The sequence below is a fragment of the Bacillus sp. MN7755 genome (assembly GCF_054771475.1).
On sequence record NZ_BTRL01000008.1, the window covers coordinates 38,750 to 56,498 of the forward strand.

Consider the following 17,749-nt stretch of genomic DNA (forward strand, 5'->3'; position numbering starts at 1 on the left):
GGCACTATACATCTAGACGGTAAATCCATTGACCACGGCAAGACTTTATCAATTCCTTCTTTATTGTTTAAATCGTTATTGGATAGCGCTTCAAACAAATAACGAAGATAATGATAGGAACTTAGATTGTTCTCTTTTGTGATTTCAACCGGAAGGTTCTGTACAGACTCATCCCCATGGCCGCGTTTCTTCTTACGACGATAGGTGATTGTGTCAACAGGTTGGTTCGGGAGATCAGAATCACTTTCTTTCTCAGCCTCATTAAATAGTTCTAAAGCGAGTTTATTATTAGGTGTCTTTTCATAAAAAAATCTCCACATGTAGTATGTAAGGAGATTATCTCATGGGGTATTTACAAATAGTAGGTGTGGAATATTTGACGCTTACTTTTACTTAGGTAGATTATTTTTTATGTTTTTTAAACATAAATTTGTAAATTAACCATGTAATAATTATTACCACAGGAGTAATTAATGCACCGTTAAACATTTTTTGATATATGTATAACATATTTAAAATTAATAAAGAAATTATTGTAATAATCATATTATATTTTGAAAAGGTTTCTACGAATTTAGAATGTGCAAATAACTTTTTGTATATAAAGTAAAAGATTACAAAAAGGATTGTTGTTACTAAACTAAAAACACTAATTTGAAGATAAAATATAACTATTAAATTTGTTACTGCTATTATCATTAACCAAAAAATTATAAAAAAATTAGATAAAACTTCTACACTTACTAATAGAGCTCCTAGCGTTGCAATAAAAGCAGCAATTTTATTTGAGGAATCACCTTTGTTATGAGAAGAATTTTGTCTATTCATGAATAAAAATCAGCTCCAATTTTCTTTATCCCCTTTAAAATAGATAATCATTTGTATATGAAAAAAAATCCATATATAAATGATTATCTATTTTATATTATCAGAATTTTATTTTGTGTGGAATTGTATTATGTGATTGTTAGGCTCTTTTACCTAGGTACAAGGTGAAAATTTAAGAAAAATTTTATATTTACCCCACTTTTTATTTTAAAAGTTTTTCCTATCCTATAAACAAGTTATAGCAAGGAGGAGACTGAAAATGAAGAAGTGGGGATTTTATATTTTTAATATATTCCCTATATTCGAAGACAAAGTAGAAGATTAAATATATGAACAAAGTACTGGTTCTTAAACTATGTTCTAAAATAATAGATGAAAGTGTAAAGTTAGGGGATTCTACATGCATACAGGAGTTTTAATTAGTTATTTGTATACGTATTTTTTTACTATTATTTTTTGTATTGTGTTTCAAATTGGCTTTTATTTTAAAGCGAAAAGAACTATATCTATTCGGCATTTTCTATGGGTATATGTTTTTCTATTCTACCTTTCCCTAGTGTATAAGGTGACGCAAATCGCGACTGTATGGGATATAAGTAGATATGAAACGTGGATTCGTGTAAATCAAATCAACTTGACTCTATTTGATACGGCAGGTAGTACTACGTATCTTTTGAACATTTTACTATTTATGCCGTTCGGTTTCTTACTACCGACTATTTGGCCTCAGTTTAGAAAAATGAAAAATACCGTATGTACAGGATTCTTTTTTTCGTTGGCAATTGAGTTAAATCAATTACTAAATAATAGAATTACAGATATTGATGATTTATTTACGAACACCCTCGGGGCGATTATTGGGTATTTATTATATAGAGCTTTTAAAATGATATTTAAAAGAGAGGGGGAAAAGCTTGATACCAATTCTTCTCTAGTTATAAAATACGAAGCTGTTTTTTGTTTAGTGTGTTCATTTGTAGGTGCGATGTTAATTTATCATCCAGCTTTATTTGGAAGACCTGTAATCATTCAGTGAGGTGATTAAGAATTTTTTTAACGCTCGTACGATATTTCAATTTGCAAAAAGCCTTTAACTCGTTATAGTTAAAGGCTTTTATTATCATAATTTTAGTTACCAACTACCCACTCGAGCATCCGTCTTCAACCACTTCACCCAATCCAAATCCTCTACTTTAAGCAAACTCAGTGAAACACCTTTCATATCTAAAGAAGTTAGAAGGGTACCAACTTTTACGAAAGTAACTTGTAATCCTTCAAGCTCACATAAACGGCGAATGTCGTTTGCGAAAATGTATTGTTCCATTAATGGCGTTGCGCCAAGTCCATTAATAAGGATGGCGAAGTTGTCACCTTTTCTCCAACGATAAATGCTTTTTAATTTGTTCATCAGTTCAATCGCTAATATTTCAGAAGAGGATAGCGCTTCTTTGCGGTAACCTTTTTCGCCGTGAATGCCGACGCCGTAAAAGACTTCATCTTCGTTTAATGTGAATGAAGCTTTTCCTTTCACTGGATCGTTTGCAGGTGAAAGAGCAACTCCTAATGTGTGTAAGTTTTCAGTAATAGAACGGCCGAGTGCTGTTAGTTCTTCTAAAGAGTGACCTTCAAGAGCGGCCGCACCAAGTATTTTTTGAACGAAAACAGTGCCGGCGACGCCGCGTCTTCTTTTATTAAAAGAAGCATCATCTTCAATTGAAACATCGTCATTTACGATGATATGGTCAATTTGTCTTCCTTCTCCTTTAGCGATCTGCTCAGCCGCTAGAAAGTTCTCAACGTCATCTTTAAAGTTTTTGATGATGAATAGTATACTTTTATCTTTTGGTATGAGGCGAGTTGCCGCCACAATTTGTTCCACTGTAGGCGGAGTGAAAATGCTGCCGTTTACTGCCGCTGTAAGCATACCTTTTCCTACATAACCAATATCAGCAGGTTCATGTCCGCTACCACCGCCGCTTATGATAGAGACGTTTTGCTTCAGTTTTTCAATATTTTTTACATAAATGATGTGATTTGTTTCGTCGTAATTTACTTTGTCGTTATGTTCAAAATAAAAGCCATGCATCATATCTTGAACGATATTTTGTACATCATTCATAATCTTTTTCATTGCTTTTGCCACCCTTTAATTACTTTGCAGATTGCTCCAGTAATAGTAGTAATTGATTGTTTATCATATTTTTCATGAGAGAAGACATAATGGAAGGATCTACTTCACATTTGCTTTCAATCCAATCTTTTATCGTTCCAACGAAGCCGTGACTATAAAAGGAGGCAATCGTATTTTTTGTCTCATCAGAAAGGCTGAATCCACAGCTCACAGATAGTTCATCAATAATTTTCATATATAAGTTTTTCGTATGCTCAAATAAATAGTGATTAAACGAGTTTTGTTCAATGACTTTAAAAGCATTTCGGTAAAATTTTTGATTCTCATAAAAGTAATCAAATAATAAATCGAAAATGTTTTCCCATGTTTCATAGTCGAGAAAGTCGATAATGTTTTCCTTCGTTTCTTCTCTATAAATCCAGCTTAATAGTTCAAATTTATCTTTGAAATGATAATAAAAAGTTTGCCTACGCATTTGACAGTGTAACATAATATCGCTCACTGATATTTTATGAAATGACTCTGTTTCCATTAAATACTTCAATGAGTTCGCGATTATCTTTTTAGAAATTATAGAAGAGGTCATCTGAATCATCCCTAGAATGTTATTAATATAAAAATCCTATCTATAAATGAGAGCGGTGTCTTTAGACAGATTGTCCATTTTGTCCGTTTACTATAAAACGCTTTCATTTTAACATGAGTAGTAAGAAGAAGATTTCAAATATATCACAATATATTAAAGGAATTGAGGGAGAACTACAATGAAAAAGATTATAAACAAACCAGAAACATTAGTAATGGAAATGTGTAACGGAATGGTTATGGCTCATCCAGAGCTTGAGCTTTTGAAAAAATATAAAGTAATTAAGAAGAAAGAAATGAACGAAAACAAAGTAACGTTAATTAGTGGCGGCGGTAGTGGTCATGAGCCGGCACATGCAGGATTAGTCGGAAAAGGAATGTTAGATGCGGCAGTGTGCGGGGATGTATTTGCTTCTCCTTCACAAATTCAGGTATACCAAGCGATTAAAGAGACAGCTAGTAAAAAAGGTACGTTATTAATTATTAAAAATTACAGCGGCGATATTATGAATTTCAAAAACGGAGCTCATTTAGCAACGGAAGATGGAATTGAAGTCGACTACGTAAAAGTGGACGATGATATTGCAGTAGAAGATAGTCTGTACACAGTAGGACGCCGCGGCGTTGCGGGCGTTATTTTAGTCCATAAAATTGCCGGTGCAGCAGCGGAAGCAGGTATGGATTTAGGAGCGGTGAAAGCTGTCGCAGAAAAAGCAGCGGCTAACGTGCGTACAATCGGTTTAGCATTAACGTCTTGTACAGTTCCAGCGAGCGGATCACCTACTTTCACACTTGCAAAAGATGAAATGGAATACGGCGTAGGTATTCACGGTGAACCAGGAATTAAGCGTGAAAAAATGTTGTCAGCAGATGAATTAGCGAACCGTATGACAAATGATCTTGTAAAAGATTTAGGAGTAAAAGATGGCGAAGAAATTGCACTTCTAGTTAACGGTTTTGGCGGAACACCACTGCAAGAACTTTACCTATTTAACAACGCAGTTACGAGAGAATTAGCTGCTAGAAACATTAAAATTAATAGAGTATTCGTCGGTAACTATATGACGAGTATCGATATGGCTGGTATGTCTTTAACAGTGATGAAATTAGATGATGAGTTAAAAACATTACTATCTAAAGAGTGTAATACACCTGCGTTTAAAGTAGATGGACCGGTTGAAAGTGTAGAGTACGTGAATGTACTTGAAGAGACAGAAGAGAAGGAAGTTTCGTTCGAAATAGAAACAGCGGAAGAGCACGCTGTTATTAAAAATAATGTCATTACATTAAACAACATGATTTATCTCGTTGATAAAATGAGCGATATTATTATTAAAAATGAAGTACCGTTCTGTGAGTTAGACACACATGCAGGTGACGGCGACTTCGGAATGAGTGTGGCAAAAGGATTTAAGCAATTAAAACGTGAGTGGCATTCTATTGTAGAACAAGAGAATGTAATGATCGGATCATTCCTTGATGGCTGCTCAATGATTATTATGGAACATTGCGGCGGCGCATCTGGTCCAATTTGGGGCGGTGCATTCCGCGCAGCTAGTAAAGCAGCCGGTGAAAAACGTGAATTAACAGTGAAAGAGTTCGCTGAAATGTTACAAGCAGCACTGCAAGGTATACAATCTATCGGTGAAAGATCATTCGGAAGAGGAGCAGTAGTTGGTGATAAAACACTTGTTGACGCACTTGCTCCATGTGTAGACTCTTGGTTAAATAGCGCTTCAAACGAAGAAGACATAAAAACTGCCTTTGAAAAAGGTGCAGAAGCAGCGGTCAAAGGAGCAGAGTATACGAAAGAAATCGTAGCTCGCATGGGCCGCGCCGGTACAGTTGGTGAAAGAAGCTTAGGCTATCCAGATGCAGGTGCACATGCACTTGGAGTTATCTTTACGGAAATTGCGGGTAGTTTGAAATAGGAATTAGAAGATCCCCTCTGCCTTATGGTGGGGGGGATCTTTAATTATAACCATCATTCTTCCAGTGAAAAAATTATTTGTTAGCCAATCTAGAAGCTGCTTCTTCCACTTCTTTATATGCATTTTGTAATACTTCATTTGGATCTAGTACTGCTGTTCCTTGTGCACGAACGATTTGATAATCTTCAATACCAAGAAAATTAAACATTGCTTTTAGATATTTATGAGAGTATTCCACTTCTGTATACCAATCATCATTTGTATAGATTCCTCCACTTGCTTGTATAACAAGCATTCTTCTTCCATCTTTAAGTAATCCCACTGATCCAGTTTCAGTATATTTAAATGTTTCACGTGCAATCATGATATTGTCCATGTAATCTTTTAACTTTGAGGGAATATTAAAGTTGTGCAAAGGTAATACGATAACATACGTATTTGCACTTTTAAATTGTTGTAAAATTTCGGACATACGCTCTGTTACTTTTTGTTCTTCATCAGTTAACTTTTGTCCATTTCCTTGCTTTTCCCATGCGCTTAAAACAGTTTTATCTATCATTGGTACTACATCATCGTATAAATTAATCTGTTCAATCGTTTCATTATTAGGAATTAATTCTTTATAAGATACTAAAAAGTGGTTAAGAACCTTAATGCTGACTGATGATTGATCATCCACTTTCGGATGTGCGTTTATGATAAGTGTTTTGTTCATTTGTATTTCCCCTTTTTAAAAGTTTTTACGTTTTAATCGTCGACCGAATTAATCGTCGATTAACTCGGTCTTTAATATAAACTCTGAAATTATTTTTGTCAAATGAAATACATACTATTCTAAAAGAGCCTTTTTTTATTTGACTAAAATTCTAAATGGTCCTAAGATACAATTTGATAACCCTTAAAATAAAAAGCAGGTGATTTGTATATGCAATATAGTGTTGGGGTTGAATATGCCTTGCATTGCCTAGTTTATTTAATTAATACTCCTTCCAAGGAAAGTGTCGGAATAAAAGATTTGGCAGAGTTTCAAGGACTTTCTGAAACATTTCTTTCAAAAGTTTTCGGTAAATTATCTAAAGCTGATATTGTGAATTCTGTCCCAGGTGTAAAGGGAGGATATAGGTTAGCTAAGTCTCCAGAAGATATCTCTTTTTGGGATGTAATAGAAGCCGTCGAAGGTCCAAAACCTATTTTTCAATGTAAAAATATTGTACAGAATGGTCTACTATATCGAGACGACGCTTGTCATTCTTGTGACCCTAGCAATTCTTCTTGTACAATTAACTTAGTAATGCTTGAAGCGGAAGAACACATGCGCGAGTTTCTTCGTAAAAAGACTCTTGCATGGTTAGATAAAGAACTTGATATTGTTTTACCTGAAAAGATAAGGGTAGATACTCGTGAATACTTCAAACAAAAAAACTCTAACTAAATCGCCATGACGAATTAGTTAGAGTTTTTTTGTTTTTTAACATTAATTCCATCATGTGAGTACTTCATCACAAATTCCTTCTTTAAATATCACATTTAATTAACTCATAAAGTTTCAAATTGATTAACATTAAAATTCTAAACAATACAATTTTATTTTCGTGAAAAGTAAATAAATTTATGTTTTCAGATATTTTAAACATAGTGAAAATCACCTTTGAAAAAGGAGCAGAGTATACGAAAGAAATCGTAGCTCGCATGGGCCGCGCAGGTACAGTTGGTGAAAGAAGCTTAGGCTATCCAGATGCAGGTGCACATGCGCTTGGAGTTATCTTTACGGAGATTGCGGGTAGTTTGAAATAGGAATGAGAAAGTCCCTCTGTCTTAAGTCAGAGGGACTTTTATATAGTTGATATGTAGAAGACTTCTTTCGGTACTTTTTGCTTATTTGAGAGATTTCTTCAATCAAATTGTATGTTAGACTTAGTTTTTTTGTGATTGCAGCTTATCGATTTTCCAGTGTGCTCCTAGAGGATCTAAAGAGCTTTCAATATAAAACATATATTCATCTGCGGTACTTAGTACTTCAAAAGCTATTTTTAATTCTACCGTTTCATTTGGTTTAACTTGTATATCAGAAGGGTTTTGATCAAGCACCTTTCCTTCATAGGCCTTTCCGGCTTTTTCATCTTTTAAGTTATATTTTAATTCTGATAGTCCAATCGTTTGACCTCGTACATTTTTTACAGAGACATTAACAACGACGGAATCGTTACTAGCATTTAAATATGCATTTTGAACGGCGGTCAAGTAATAGCCTCCCTTAACACTCTCACCAACTAATAAAATACCTTGTTCCAAGCGGCTCATATCTTCTTTTTCTTCAAGATTTATTAATTCTTCATTTTCATTTTTTGCGGTTGGTTCTTCTATTGGACCATTTTCAACGGCACTATCTTTTTTATCTTGTGTGCAAGCAGCCGTAAAACTGACTAATACTAGAATGAAAGTAAGTAATATGAATGATTTTCTCATAAAATTAATCTGTCTCCTTAAGTTTCTCAATTTTGTGCAACTATACATATAAGATTAACATAATGTCTCATTATTGGCTCAAAATAGGGAATCTTTTAGACACCTTATTCTTTTTACTTTTAATATACATTCGATTGGGTCTCACGATATTTGTTAATCTTGTAAATCATTGTCTTAGTAATATCGAGGGTTATTATAGATATATTAATCATATAATTTGTCCCTATCAAAATGAACGTTTCTTGCATCTAATATATTGTAAATATATTTTATTTTGAAAGGATGTGATTATATGGCTCATAAATCTACTGGAGTGTTTCGAGTTCCAGTTTCTGAAAATGGGATTATTCCAACTGCTCTCAACATTATGTTAAACAATGATTCACGCTGTCATACTAGTAATGTAACGGTAACTGTTAAGAGAAGTCCAAACACTTTTTTCCCAACTCAAAATGAATTAGTTGAAATCTCTCGTACTTTTGTTTCTTTAGAACCAAACAGAACAACTAAGATTGTGTTGTTTACTCCAGAATTCCAAATAGAAGATTTTCTTGATGTTATTATTAGTGGAAATAAAGATGATGTTAAGGATGTTCTTGTATATTCTTTCTTAGCAGATTCAGCAGGTCACAATCTGCCATCTACTGTTTTCAGAAATGCAGAATACACTTTTGCTTGCTGACACCGTGATGATGTATTCTTTACTATCATATCAAGGTGCCATCCTGCAGCTTGAATCAACTTAATTTTATTGTGTTGTTATTGTATAAGAAAAGAAGACATCGATTAAGATGTCTTCTCTTACTTGTACACTTGGTGTTAAGAAGGTATTATATTGCTTAAAAACCATGAAAAAATATAACAATCATCGAGTAAGCCTATTATAGCATCAATAAATAGGTTTTAATATGTAATGTTGCATATATATAGATTTATTTATATTTAATCTATATAGTTAAATTGTCTGTTATTTGTTTTAATTCATTTACTTATTGTATTTTATTTTATTTTTGAGTGCTCCAGCAATGGAGCCTTTTTTTTATTGGTGAGATTGTACTAATATGAAAAAATAGAATTAACTGTATATTGTAAGGGTGATATACCTATGGAGTTTTTGTTTGAGCTGCTAAAAGAATTGGTGAAAGAAGTTTCTGCATATGTTTTATTTACATAAAATTCGTTATCGGTAGCAAGAAAAAGGCGAATTCCTACTTTCAAAAGGAATTCGCCTTTTTCATTTTCTATAACCCTATTCATCTTTTTATACATTCCTATCATGGATTTATAGGTTATGAGAAAGGGTATTTTTTGCACTATTATCTATTCTTGGATATTATTAATAATATCTATATGAACTTATTTTTTATTAAAAAAGTTTGGCGGTGTGTAAAATGATTAAAGGGATTAAAAATATTGAAACGAAAGAACCGATAAACATGTTTCTATTTATTCCCTGTAGTACTCTTTTGTTTGATAATATTTATCAACATTTTATTCTTGGAAAGGATTTTACACTACAGAAGCTTTTATTTGAACTCGTATTTTTATTTATTTTCATTTCATTTTTTTTATATAGTAAGTATTTACAAAAAATGAATAAACAAATGTTTACAAAATATATTTTTCTTGGCGTTAGTATTAGTTATCTTTTGGCATACGATCTTATGTTTATACGTAATCCAGGTGCTTCTTTACATATCCCTTATTTAGAGTGCTTCTTAGTAATTTCTGCACCTTTATTTTTAAGTATTCATTATCTTCTATCGGTATCTATCTGTATGATATGTAGATTTTTAATTGCTATTTATTATTTTGAAATTAACTATCCAATATCATTAATATTATTGTTTCTAACAATTTTTGTTACGTCATTTTTTGTATTTCTTTCATTAAAATTTTTAGTACAAAAAATTAAAGCATCCTATGAAAAACAAATGAAAGAAACAGCTGTATCGATAATGAGGATAATGGAATTAAAGGATCAATATACTAAAGGACATAGTGAACGTGTAGCCAATTATGCTACTATTCTTGCTAAAGAAACAAATGAATATGATGATAATTCTTTAAAACAATTTCATTTTATTTGTTTATTACATGATATAGGGAAAATAGGTATTCCGGATGAAGTTTTAAAGAAAGCATCTTCTCTTACAGAAGAAGAATATAATATTATTAAGACACACCCACAATTAGGACTAGAAGTTTTTAAAAATATATCTTTAATAAAAGGTAGTGAAGACATAATTCTTTCTCATCATGAAAGATGGGATGGAAAGGGCTATCCTCAAAAATTAAAAGGAAATCAAATACCACTATGCGCAAGAATTGTTGCAATAGCAGATGCATTCGATGCAATGACTTCTTCAAGAGCATATCGTTCGGCTCTATCTCCTGAAGAAGCTTATAGACGTATTATAGAAGGATCTGGTACACAATTTGATCCTTCTATAATAGAGGTTTTCAAAAAGGTATTTCCTTTGTGGGAAAAAATGGTCCCAAATTCTTTTAGTTAAAAGCTCATGTCTGAAATCGATTCATATTTGAGGTATGATGAATGCGAAAAATGAAAAAACCGAATCCAATCGTGATAAAAGTTTGGAACTAGATAATGAATAAGGCACATAAAGAAAAGGTACCTATATATAGGTACCTTTTCTAATAGTTTTTTAGCAGAAACAACTGCATCCAATAATGATTAATAGAATAAATAATACAACTAATAAAGCAAATCCTCCAGCGAAACCGCAGCCTTCGCCGCAACTACCACCATATCCCATAACAATAGTGCCTCCTTTAGATAAAAGGGTAAAACTAGGGTTCATTCCATGGATTTTAATGGGTTCACTTTACCTTATGTTTTTAAGAATGAATTGAGCAGGTCCTTTTGAAAATAAAGAAAAGACGCCATTAGGCGCCTTCCTTTTAGGTAGATAAGACTTTAGTTTTCCAATCTAAAGAAATTTTGTATCAGTTCTTTGTGAGTATATCATAATATCTGATTGATTTATTATGCATTGTTACATACTTCTCTAAATCCCTCTATTTTTCATTTGATAAAATAAAATCCTAATATTACCAAAAATTAAATAAATATTTCTACATATTCAAGATATTTACATAAATTACAAAAGTGATACATTTAAGTTGTAAGTTATAAAAACTATTAAAGGGGGATTTATTATGTTCAAGAAATTAGTAGTAGGGCTATTGGCAACTGGTATTGCATTAACAGGAGGAATTGGAGCGGCTTCAGCTGATACGCAAAAAGCTGTGAGCTCTCCGAAACAAGCAACATGCTCAATTCCTTATGAATATTCTAATGGTAAATTCAAAAGAACTCTGTATTACTCAAATGGAGTATATGCTAATAGTTTTAATGAAAATGTTTGTGGCGGGACGATTACATGGTATTTAAAACATGTTCAAAATGGAGTTGCTTTTTACGAAGGTAATTTAAAATAGTAGATTTTTTGAACCTCATTTATTGAGGTTCTTTTATTTTTAGTTTTTAAACTGATTCTCCATAAAAAAAGACACCTAAAGGTACCTTTCTGCGACTTAAACCATCTTAATTTTAATAATATAGTTTTAAGCTTAAAAACTATAGGGAGTTCTCCTATGTGCTTTGTAAATAGCTTTTGCGAAATTATGAGTGTTTTTTTATTTTGTATTTCAATAAGTTCATCTGGATCATTTTTAGATAATATTCTTTTTCTATTAGCTTAAATATAAATAATGCTATTTTCATGTTAGTAACAACATCTTCTCGAATACATTTTATTCTTTGAATGTATCTGGTTTTTCAACTCTGAATGATTTTACCTCACCGCATTCTAAACAGAATGTGGTTAATAGCTTAGAACGTTTCCCTCCTGAAAAGAACCTACTAGAATCATCTTCACAAACATATGCATGATAAGCAGATCCAACTCTTCCTTCTTTAAATGTAGTAGAACCGCAATTATCACATCTTTTATTTTTCATATTACTAACACCTCTTTTGGTTCGTATTTATTTTGCTGTATTTTTATAATAGAAGCAAAGCAACTTGGTTATACATGATGTTTTCGACATGATACAACATACCCCTTCATATATTCGTAAGTAAAACAAGATAATACCCTCATGAACCGCTATAAAAATATGATTTCTTATATATCATTTAATGTTTATCGGAAAAATAAGTATTAAATGATTGATTTTTATTATTCTGATGATTATAATAAAAAAATCACAAAAACAAACAATTCTTATGTTGAGAAGTGGAGGGACGGGCCCTATGAAACTTCGGCAACCTCGTTTTAGACGAAAGGTGCCAAATCCTGCAGGTGAAAAAACACCTGAAAGATAAGAGCGGTTCACTTAGTCAAGAAGGCTACTCTTATTTCGATAAGAGTAGCCTTTTTTATGGCTAAAAGGTAAAGGGGGAATAGGTAGTGGAGTATGGTTTTTGGTTGCCGATTTTTGGGGGATGGCTTCGAAATGTAGATGATGAATCTATGCCGCCTACGTTTGAGTATGCAAAACAAACAGCGCAAGCGGCAGAACAATTAGGTTTTTCAACAACACTTATTGCGGAATTAAATTTAAATGATATAAAAGGTGTTTCAGCACCAAGTTTAGAAGCATGGACAACTGCGGCAGCACTTGCAGCAGTGACGGATAGATTAGAGATCATGACAGCTGTAAGACCTGGTTTCCACAATCCAGCAGTTACAGCAAAAATGGCAGCGAATATTGATCAATTAAGTAATGGCCGTTTTACATTGAATGTAGTTTCAGCATGGTGGGAAGAAGAAGCTAGGCAGTATGGCGGGGTATTTACCGCACACGACGAAAGATATGATCGTACAGAGGAATTTGTAACAGTTTTGAAAGGGCTTTGGAAAGAAGAAGAGTTTTCTTATAAGGGGAATTTTTATGAGATTCATAATACACATTTAAGTCCAAAACCTGTGCAGAAACAAGGGATTAAGATCTATGCAGGTGGTGAGAGTAAGCGAGGAAAAGAGGTAATCGTAAAACACGCGGATGCATATGTCATGCATGGTGGAACAGTGGAAGAAGTATCTGTGAAAATAGAAGATATGAAGAATCGTAGAAAGAAAGTCACAGAGGAGCCATTGCAGTCATTCGGGCTTGCGGCTTACGTCATTTGTCGTGATACAGAAGAAGAGGCATTAGAGGAATGGAGACGCATAACGGATGTGAAAGAAGGTGCGTTAGGTTATGCGGGTTACCAAGATTTTATTAGTAAATCGCATTTAGAACAGCAAGTGAAATTGAATGATTATTCCGTATCTAATCGCGGGTTACGCCCTAATCTAATCGGAACACCAGAACAAATTGCAGAAAGGATACTCGCTTTTGAAAAAGTAGGTGTTACATTATTACTTTTACAATTTTCACCACAGCTTGAAGAGATGAAACGATTTTCTGAAAAAGTGATGCCATTAGTTGAAGCAAGAAGAAAGGAATTGATTACAAATGAGTAAAATTTATATATTACATGAGAATAAGGAATGGACGGATCATTTAGTGAAAAGGTTGGAAGAACTGGAGTTACCGTATGAGGAATGGCATTTAGATAAAGGAACAATATCGTTAGAACAAGAACCTCCTCAAGGTGTTTTTTATAGCCGCATGAGTGCTTCTTCACATACGAGAGGACATCGTTATGCACCTGAATTGACTGAGGGGGTTCTTGCTTGGTTAGAGGGATACGGGCGAACAGTATTTAATGGATCTCGTGCATTACGCCTTGAAGTAAGTAAATTGAATCAATATGCAGCATTAAGAAATTTTGGGATACAAGTGCCGAAAACAATTGGTGCTGTTGGCCGCGCTAATATAGTAAAAGCAGCAAGGGAGTTAGGGGGGGTACCGTTCATTACAAAGCATAACCGTGCAGGGAAAGGCCTTGGTGTTCAACTATTTCATTCCATCGATGCTTTAGAACAGTATTTGGATAGTCCGGCGTTTGAAGAACCTATCGATGGAATTACTTTAATCCAGCAGTATATTGAAGCGCCAGAACCATATATTACGCGTTGTGAGTTTGTAGGCGGTCAGTTTGTATATGCAGTTAAAGTAGATACATCAGAAGGATTTGAGCTTTGTCCAGCAGATGCATGCTCGATTCACGATGCTTTTTGCCCAGTAGGAGAAGAGAGTAAGAAAGAATCGTCAACAAAATTTGAAATTATATCGGACTTCCATGAGCCAATTATTGAACAATACAAAGAATTTTTGAAGAAAAATGAAATCACTGTTGCTGGTATTGAATTTATTCGCAGCTCGGATGGAACAATTTATACGTATGATATTAATACAAACACAAACTATAATTCTGATGCAGAGTCTGTAGCTAATCAATTTGGTATGCTTGAGCTTGCTAAATTCCTTGGAATAGAATTAGAAAAACAAGTAGAGTCAGTTAAATAATATATAAGATTCTAGTGAAAATTTTTGTTAAAGTAATAGTGGGAGTATGACCAAGTTTAGGGGAGTACTTACAAGCTCTTATGTTTTTGCATTAGAACGAAAAGTATAAGAAACAGCCCAAGTTTCAATGAGGAACTTGGGCTGTTTGTATGTTACATTTCCATTTTATTTATATATTCGCAAGTAAAACAACATAATATCACTATGAAACCCTATAACAATATGAGTTTTTGCATATTTCAAAACTTAATGTATCCTTCAAAAAGTTTTAATTGTATAATATGTTTTGTCATATTCTTTTAGATTTTTCGACAAAAAATAATATAAATAGAAACGATATTGGGAGAAGGAATTATGTACACAAAACTACTAAAATCAATTACATCATTATCACTTATAGGTGGTGCTTTACTATATACAAATGGCAGTGACGTGAGAGCTGCTGAGGCAGGTGTTTTTTCTGATGTGCCTACGTCGCATTGGTCGTATCCGGCAATTAAAGATTTATCGAGTAAAAATATTATTTCCGGTTATGGAAATGGGAAGTTTGGTTTCGGTGATGTTGCGACGAGAGAGCAAGTTGCAGCTTTAATTTATCGTGCTCTGTTACCGAATAAGCAAGGTGGTGCGTTCAGTAATGAAGGTGCTCGTTATGTATTAAAAGATGGATCTACTTTAAACAATCCGTATCGAGATATTCGCGCAGGATCCACATTGTTTCCAGAAGAGGTTTTAACGTTAACGAAATTAGGAATTTTTAACGGGGATGGAAACGGAGGGTTTAGACCGAAAGATTCTGTTAGCCGTGCAGAAATGGCGCAAATTATTAAAAATGCTTTTCAAGTTTCAGCTAAGCAAAAGCATACATTTAATGATGTTCCGAATGGTTTTTGGGCAGAAGGTGCGATTAGTGCGGTGCAGTCAAACGGGATTGCATCTGGTACAGGCGACGGGAAATTTGAACCTGCAAAAACGGTAACGCGTGAACAGTATGCACAGTTTTTATATAATGCTTTGCAATATAAAAAGCCTGCGGTTGCGGTGAAAGATACAGGAGATGCAGCATTATTAGCAGCATTTAAAGATGAAGTGCAAAAGCGTATTAATACATATGAAACAAATATTACACTTCCATATAAAACGAAAAATAGCAATATGCAAGAAGTGATGGATACGCTTTTTAACGCCTATAAAGAAGTGGCAAGTAAAAATGAGTATACAAATTATAATAGATCGAATGTTTCATATGGAATTTCTGGATCACCTGGAAATTATACGTTTACGTTAAAGATTACATATCGTGAAACGAAAGAACAAACGGAATATGTAATGAAGCAAGCAAAGGCAATCGTTTCTTCTATTACACAAGTTGGAATGGATGATCACCAAAAAGTGAAAGCGATTCATGATTATGTCGTAAAACATATTTCTTACGATACGTCTTATAAAGCTTACACAGCATATGAAGCACTCGTAAATCGTTCTGCGGTTTGCCAAGGTTACGCACTATTAACCTATCAATTATTAAAAGAAGCTGGCATTGAGAATCATTTCGTAACGGGAACTGGCGATGGACAACCTCATGCTTGGAATTTAGTGAAAATCGAAAATAAATGGTATCACCTTGATACAACATTTGATGATCCGGTGCCAGATGAACAAGGCCGTGTAACGTATTCATATTTCAATTTATCGGATGAGCAAATCGCAAGAAATCATGAGTGGAACCGTGGGGACTATCCGCAAGCTACAACAAATTATTATAGTACATTAACAAATAAAATTGCGGCAGGTGGTACGAAAACCACTGCATACCAACAAATATTAAAAGATACAAAGTTAAATTATTTAGGAAATGAATATATTGCAAACAACTATAATGAATTCAAAAATAAAATGCAGCAACGTTATAATGCAAAGTCACCAAAGATTGAAATCCTTTATAAACAATCAATGGATGGCGCGTTGCAAGATGTGAAAAAAGTAATTGGAGAAATCGGTTATCCGCAAGGAGCGAACCGTGTTTCTTATAAAGCTGAGCCGTATAATGCGAAAGAAGGATATTCTTTAGTGACGATTACGTTTACGTATTGAGAATGAGAGAAAGCATCTGTTTCAGATGCTTTTTTTATTGTTGAAAAAGAGATTTTAAAAATTATATAATTTATTGTAAACTGCATGCAAAACAATGATTGAGAAGATTTGTTATAAAACATATACTTAAATGATTATAAGGACACATAATACGGAGGACTAATATGACAAAGAATAAAAATGAGTTATCGGTAGAACAACGAGAAGAATTATTAAAAGTATTAAAAGCTCGTTTTGAGAAGAATATGAACCGCCATGAAGAACTTGAATGGGCTAAAGTTAAAGCGAAGTTGGACGCTAATCCTGAAAAATTGTGGTCACTTAATGAAATGGAAGTAACTGGTGGTGAGCCAGATGTTATTGCTCATGATAAAGAGAAGGATGAGTATACTTTCTGTGATTGTTCAAAGGAGAGTCCTAAAGGCCGCAGAAGCCTTTGTTATGATCGTGAAGCGCTAGAATCAAGAAAAAAACATCAACCAGAAAATACGGTTATTGATGTAGCAAATGCTATGGGTATTGAACTATTGACTGAAGAGCAATATCGAGAGTTGCAACAACTTGGGGATTTTGATATAAAATCATCAAGTTGGGTACAAACACCTTCAGATATTAGAGAGCTCGGTGGTGCACTTTTCTGTGATTATCGCTTCGGACATGTTTTTGTGTACCACAATGGAGCAGATTCTTACTATGCTGCCAGAGGTTTTCGTGGTTCTTTAAGGGTTTAAGTTTTATGTGAATAAGAAAGGGTCTGCATTCAAAGGCGAAGAATAAGCAAGGATAATAAGAAAAACGCTATCTTTTAAAAAGGTAGCGTTTTTCTTATGGATTATAAAGTTATTTCTGCATTTGACATATACAGTCTAACTGTATAAAATCAAACTATACAGTTGAACTATATAGTTTGGCTATACATTTATCGTTACATTGGAGGTCTTTATGAATAGAGATAAAAATTTACCATTAACGGAAACAACGTATTACGTACTTTTGGCTTTATTAGAGCCAGCACATGGATATTTAATTATGCAAAAGGTAGAGGAACTGAGTAATCATCAAGTGAAAATCGCGGCGGGTACATTGTATGGTGCGGTTGAAAATTTATTAAAACAAGGGTTAATAGAATCGGTGAAAAGTGAGGATAAACGAAGAAAAGTGTATGTCATTACGGAACGTGGGAAAGAAGTGTTGTATTTAGACTTTATGAGGATGCAGCACATTATTGAGATTACAAAAAGTTTATTACACGTATAGTTAGGGGGAA

The 17,749-nt window shown here is 33.6% G+C and carries 19 protein-coding genes and 1 riboswitch; of the genes, 12 read left to right on the plus strand and 7 right to left on the minus strand.

What is annotated here, in order from left to right; translation table 11 throughout:
- Positions 1 to 402: 402 nt before the first annotated feature.
- Positions 403 to 828 carry a hypothetical protein gene (locus ACYVEC_RS07165; protein ID WP_063222026.1) on the minus strand — a complete coding sequence of 142 codons (426 nt, stop codon included), beginning with the start codon at positions 826 to 828 and terminating at the stop codon, positions 403 to 405.
- 400 nt (positions 829 to 1,228) lie between these two features.
- Between ACYVEC_RS07165 and ACYVEC_RS07170 the strand changes: the two genes are divergently transcribed.
- Positions 1,229 to 1,864, plus strand: a complete 636-nt coding sequence (locus ACYVEC_RS07170; RefSeq protein WP_063222025.1) for a VanZ family protein — start codon at positions 1,229 to 1,231, stop codon at positions 1,862 to 1,864.
- A gap of 96 nt (positions 1,865 to 1,960) precedes the next feature.
- Here the strand turns inward: ACYVEC_RS07170 and dhaQ are convergent, their stop codons facing one another.
- Both dhaQ and dhaS read right to left on the minus strand, forming a co-directional pair.
- Complete coding sequence (gene dhaQ / locus ACYVEC_RS07175) at positions 1,961 to 2,959, minus strand: DhaKLM operon coactivator DhaQ (protein WP_063222024.1); 999 nt, start codon at positions 2,957 to 2,959, stop codon at positions 1,961 to 1,963.
- Between the two features lie 19 nt (positions 2,960 to 2,978).
- A complete protein-coding gene (gene dhaS, locus ACYVEC_RS07180) occupies positions 2,979 to 3,545 on the minus strand; it encodes a dihydroxyacetone kinase transcriptional activator DhaS (RefSeq protein WP_000204220.1) in 567 nt (188 codons plus the stop codon).
- A gap of 178 nt (positions 3,546 to 3,723) precedes the next feature.
- Here dhaS and dhaK point away from each other — a divergent pair, with 178 nt between their 5' ends.
- Positions 3,724 to 5,475: a dihydroxyacetone kinase subunit DhaK gene (gene dhaK, locus ACYVEC_RS07185; protein ID WP_460506026.1), complete on the plus strand. Its 1,752-nt coding sequence runs from the start codon at positions 3,724 to 3,726 to the stop codon at positions 5,473 to 5,475.
- A 73-nt stretch (positions 5,476 to 5,548) separates the two neighbouring features.
- On the opposite strand, the gene ACYVEC_RS07190 is transcribed toward dhaK, so the two are convergent.
- On the minus strand, positions 5,549 to 6,190 hold the full coding sequence (locus tag ACYVEC_RS07190) for an FMN-dependent NADH-azoreductase (protein WP_063222023.1): 642 nt from the start codon (positions 6,188 to 6,190) through the stop codon (positions 5,549 to 5,551).
- Positions 6,191 to 6,400: 210 nt separating this feature from the next.
- Between ACYVEC_RS07190 and ACYVEC_RS07195 the strand changes: the two genes are divergently transcribed.
- Positions 6,401 to 6,907, plus strand: coding sequence for an RrF2 family transcriptional regulator (locus tag ACYVEC_RS07195; protein WP_098555873.1), 507 nt, complete (start codon positions 6,401 to 6,403; stop codon positions 6,905 to 6,907).
- 191 nt (positions 6,908 to 7,098) lie between these two features.
- Complete coding sequence (locus ACYVEC_RS07200) at positions 7,099 to 7,269, plus strand: DAK2 domain-containing protein (protein WP_371830865.1); 171 nt, start codon at positions 7,099 to 7,101, stop codon at positions 7,267 to 7,269.
- Positions 7,270 to 7,389: 120 nt separating this feature from the next.
- On the opposite strand, the gene ACYVEC_RS07205 is transcribed toward ACYVEC_RS07200, so the two are convergent.
- Positions 7,390 to 7,941 (minus strand): hypothetical protein, encoded by a 552-nt coding sequence (locus ACYVEC_RS07205; protein WP_098555874.1) that lies wholly within the window; start codon positions 7,939 to 7,941, stop codon positions 7,390 to 7,392.
- Between the two features lie 292 nt (positions 7,942 to 8,233).
- On the opposite strand from ACYVEC_RS07205, the gene ACYVEC_RS07210 reads away from it, so the two are divergent.
- Entirely contained in the window at positions 8,234 to 8,623 is a 390-nt protein-coding gene (locus tag ACYVEC_RS07210; protein ID WP_063222019.1) for a hypothetical protein, read from the plus strand.
- A 709-nt stretch (positions 8,624 to 9,332) separates the two neighbouring features.
- Positions 9,333 to 10,457 carry an HD-GYP domain-containing protein gene (locus tag ACYVEC_RS07215; protein WP_063222018.1) on the plus strand — a complete coding sequence of 375 codons (1,125 nt, stop codon included), beginning with the start codon at positions 9,333 to 9,335 and terminating at the stop codon, positions 10,455 to 10,457.
- 153 nt (positions 10,458 to 10,610) lie between these two features.
- Here ACYVEC_RS07215 and ACYVEC_RS07220 read toward each other — a convergent pair whose 3' ends face one another.
- Positions 10,611 to 10,721 carry a YjcZ family sporulation protein gene (locus ACYVEC_RS07220; protein ID WP_000540371.1) on the minus strand — a complete coding sequence of 37 codons (111 nt, stop codon included), beginning with the start codon at positions 10,719 to 10,721 and terminating at the stop codon, positions 10,611 to 10,613.
- A gap of 403 nt (positions 10,722 to 11,124) precedes the next feature.
- On the opposite strand from ACYVEC_RS07220, the gene ACYVEC_RS07225 reads away from it, so the two are divergent.
- On the plus strand, positions 11,125 to 11,406 hold the full coding sequence (locus ACYVEC_RS07225) for an LCI fold-containing protein (RefSeq protein WP_000473837.1): 282 nt from the start codon (positions 11,125 to 11,127) through the stop codon (positions 11,404 to 11,406).
- A gap of 315 nt (positions 11,407 to 11,721) precedes the next feature.
- Here ACYVEC_RS07225 and ACYVEC_RS07230 read toward each other — a convergent pair whose 3' ends face one another.
- Positions 11,722 to 11,928: a hypothetical protein gene (locus ACYVEC_RS07230; RefSeq protein WP_063222017.1), complete on the minus strand. Its 207-nt coding sequence runs from the start codon at positions 11,926 to 11,928 to the stop codon at positions 11,722 to 11,724.
- A 263-nt stretch (positions 11,929 to 12,191) separates the two neighbouring features.
- Positions 12,192 to 12,298, plus strand: a riboswitch (SAM riboswitch).
- 82 nt (positions 12,299 to 12,380) lie between these two features.
- Here ACYVEC_RS07230 and ACYVEC_RS07235 point away from each other — a divergent pair.
- The 5 genes from ACYVEC_RS07235 to ACYVEC_RS07255 all read left to right on the plus strand — a co-directional run bounded on the left by ACYVEC_RS07235 (position 12,381) and on the right by ACYVEC_RS07255 (position 17,739).
- Complete coding sequence (locus tag ACYVEC_RS07235) at positions 12,381 to 13,439, plus strand: LLM class flavin-dependent oxidoreductase (RefSeq protein ID WP_063222016.1); 1,059 nt, start codon at positions 12,381 to 12,383, stop codon at positions 13,437 to 13,439.
- The gene (locus ACYVEC_RS07240; protein ID WP_063222015.1) at positions 13,432 to 14,388 is read left to right on the plus strand and encodes an ATP-grasp domain-containing protein; all 957 of its coding nucleotides are present in this window, start codon (positions 13,432 to 13,434) and stop codon (positions 14,386 to 14,388) included. Before ACYVEC_RS07235 ends, ACYVEC_RS07240 begins: the two co-directional genes overlap by 8 nt.
- Positions 14,389 to 14,742: 354 nt before the next feature.
- On the plus strand, positions 14,743 to 16,482 hold the full coding sequence (locus ACYVEC_RS07245; protein ID WP_063222014.1) for an S-layer homology domain-containing protein: 1,740 nt from the start codon (positions 14,743 to 14,745) through the stop codon (positions 16,480 to 16,482).
- 164 nt (positions 16,483 to 16,646) lie between these two features.
- Positions 16,647 to 17,213: a DUF4256 domain-containing protein gene (locus ACYVEC_RS07250; RefSeq protein WP_063222013.1), complete on the plus strand. Its 567-nt coding sequence runs from the start codon at positions 16,647 to 16,649 to the stop codon at positions 17,211 to 17,213.
- 211 nt (positions 17,214 to 17,424) lie between these two features.
- Complete coding sequence (locus ACYVEC_RS07255; RefSeq protein ID WP_063222012.1) at positions 17,425 to 17,739, plus strand: PadR family transcriptional regulator; 315 nt, start codon at positions 17,425 to 17,427, stop codon at positions 17,737 to 17,739.
- Positions 17,740 to 17,749 lie beyond the last annotated feature (10 nt).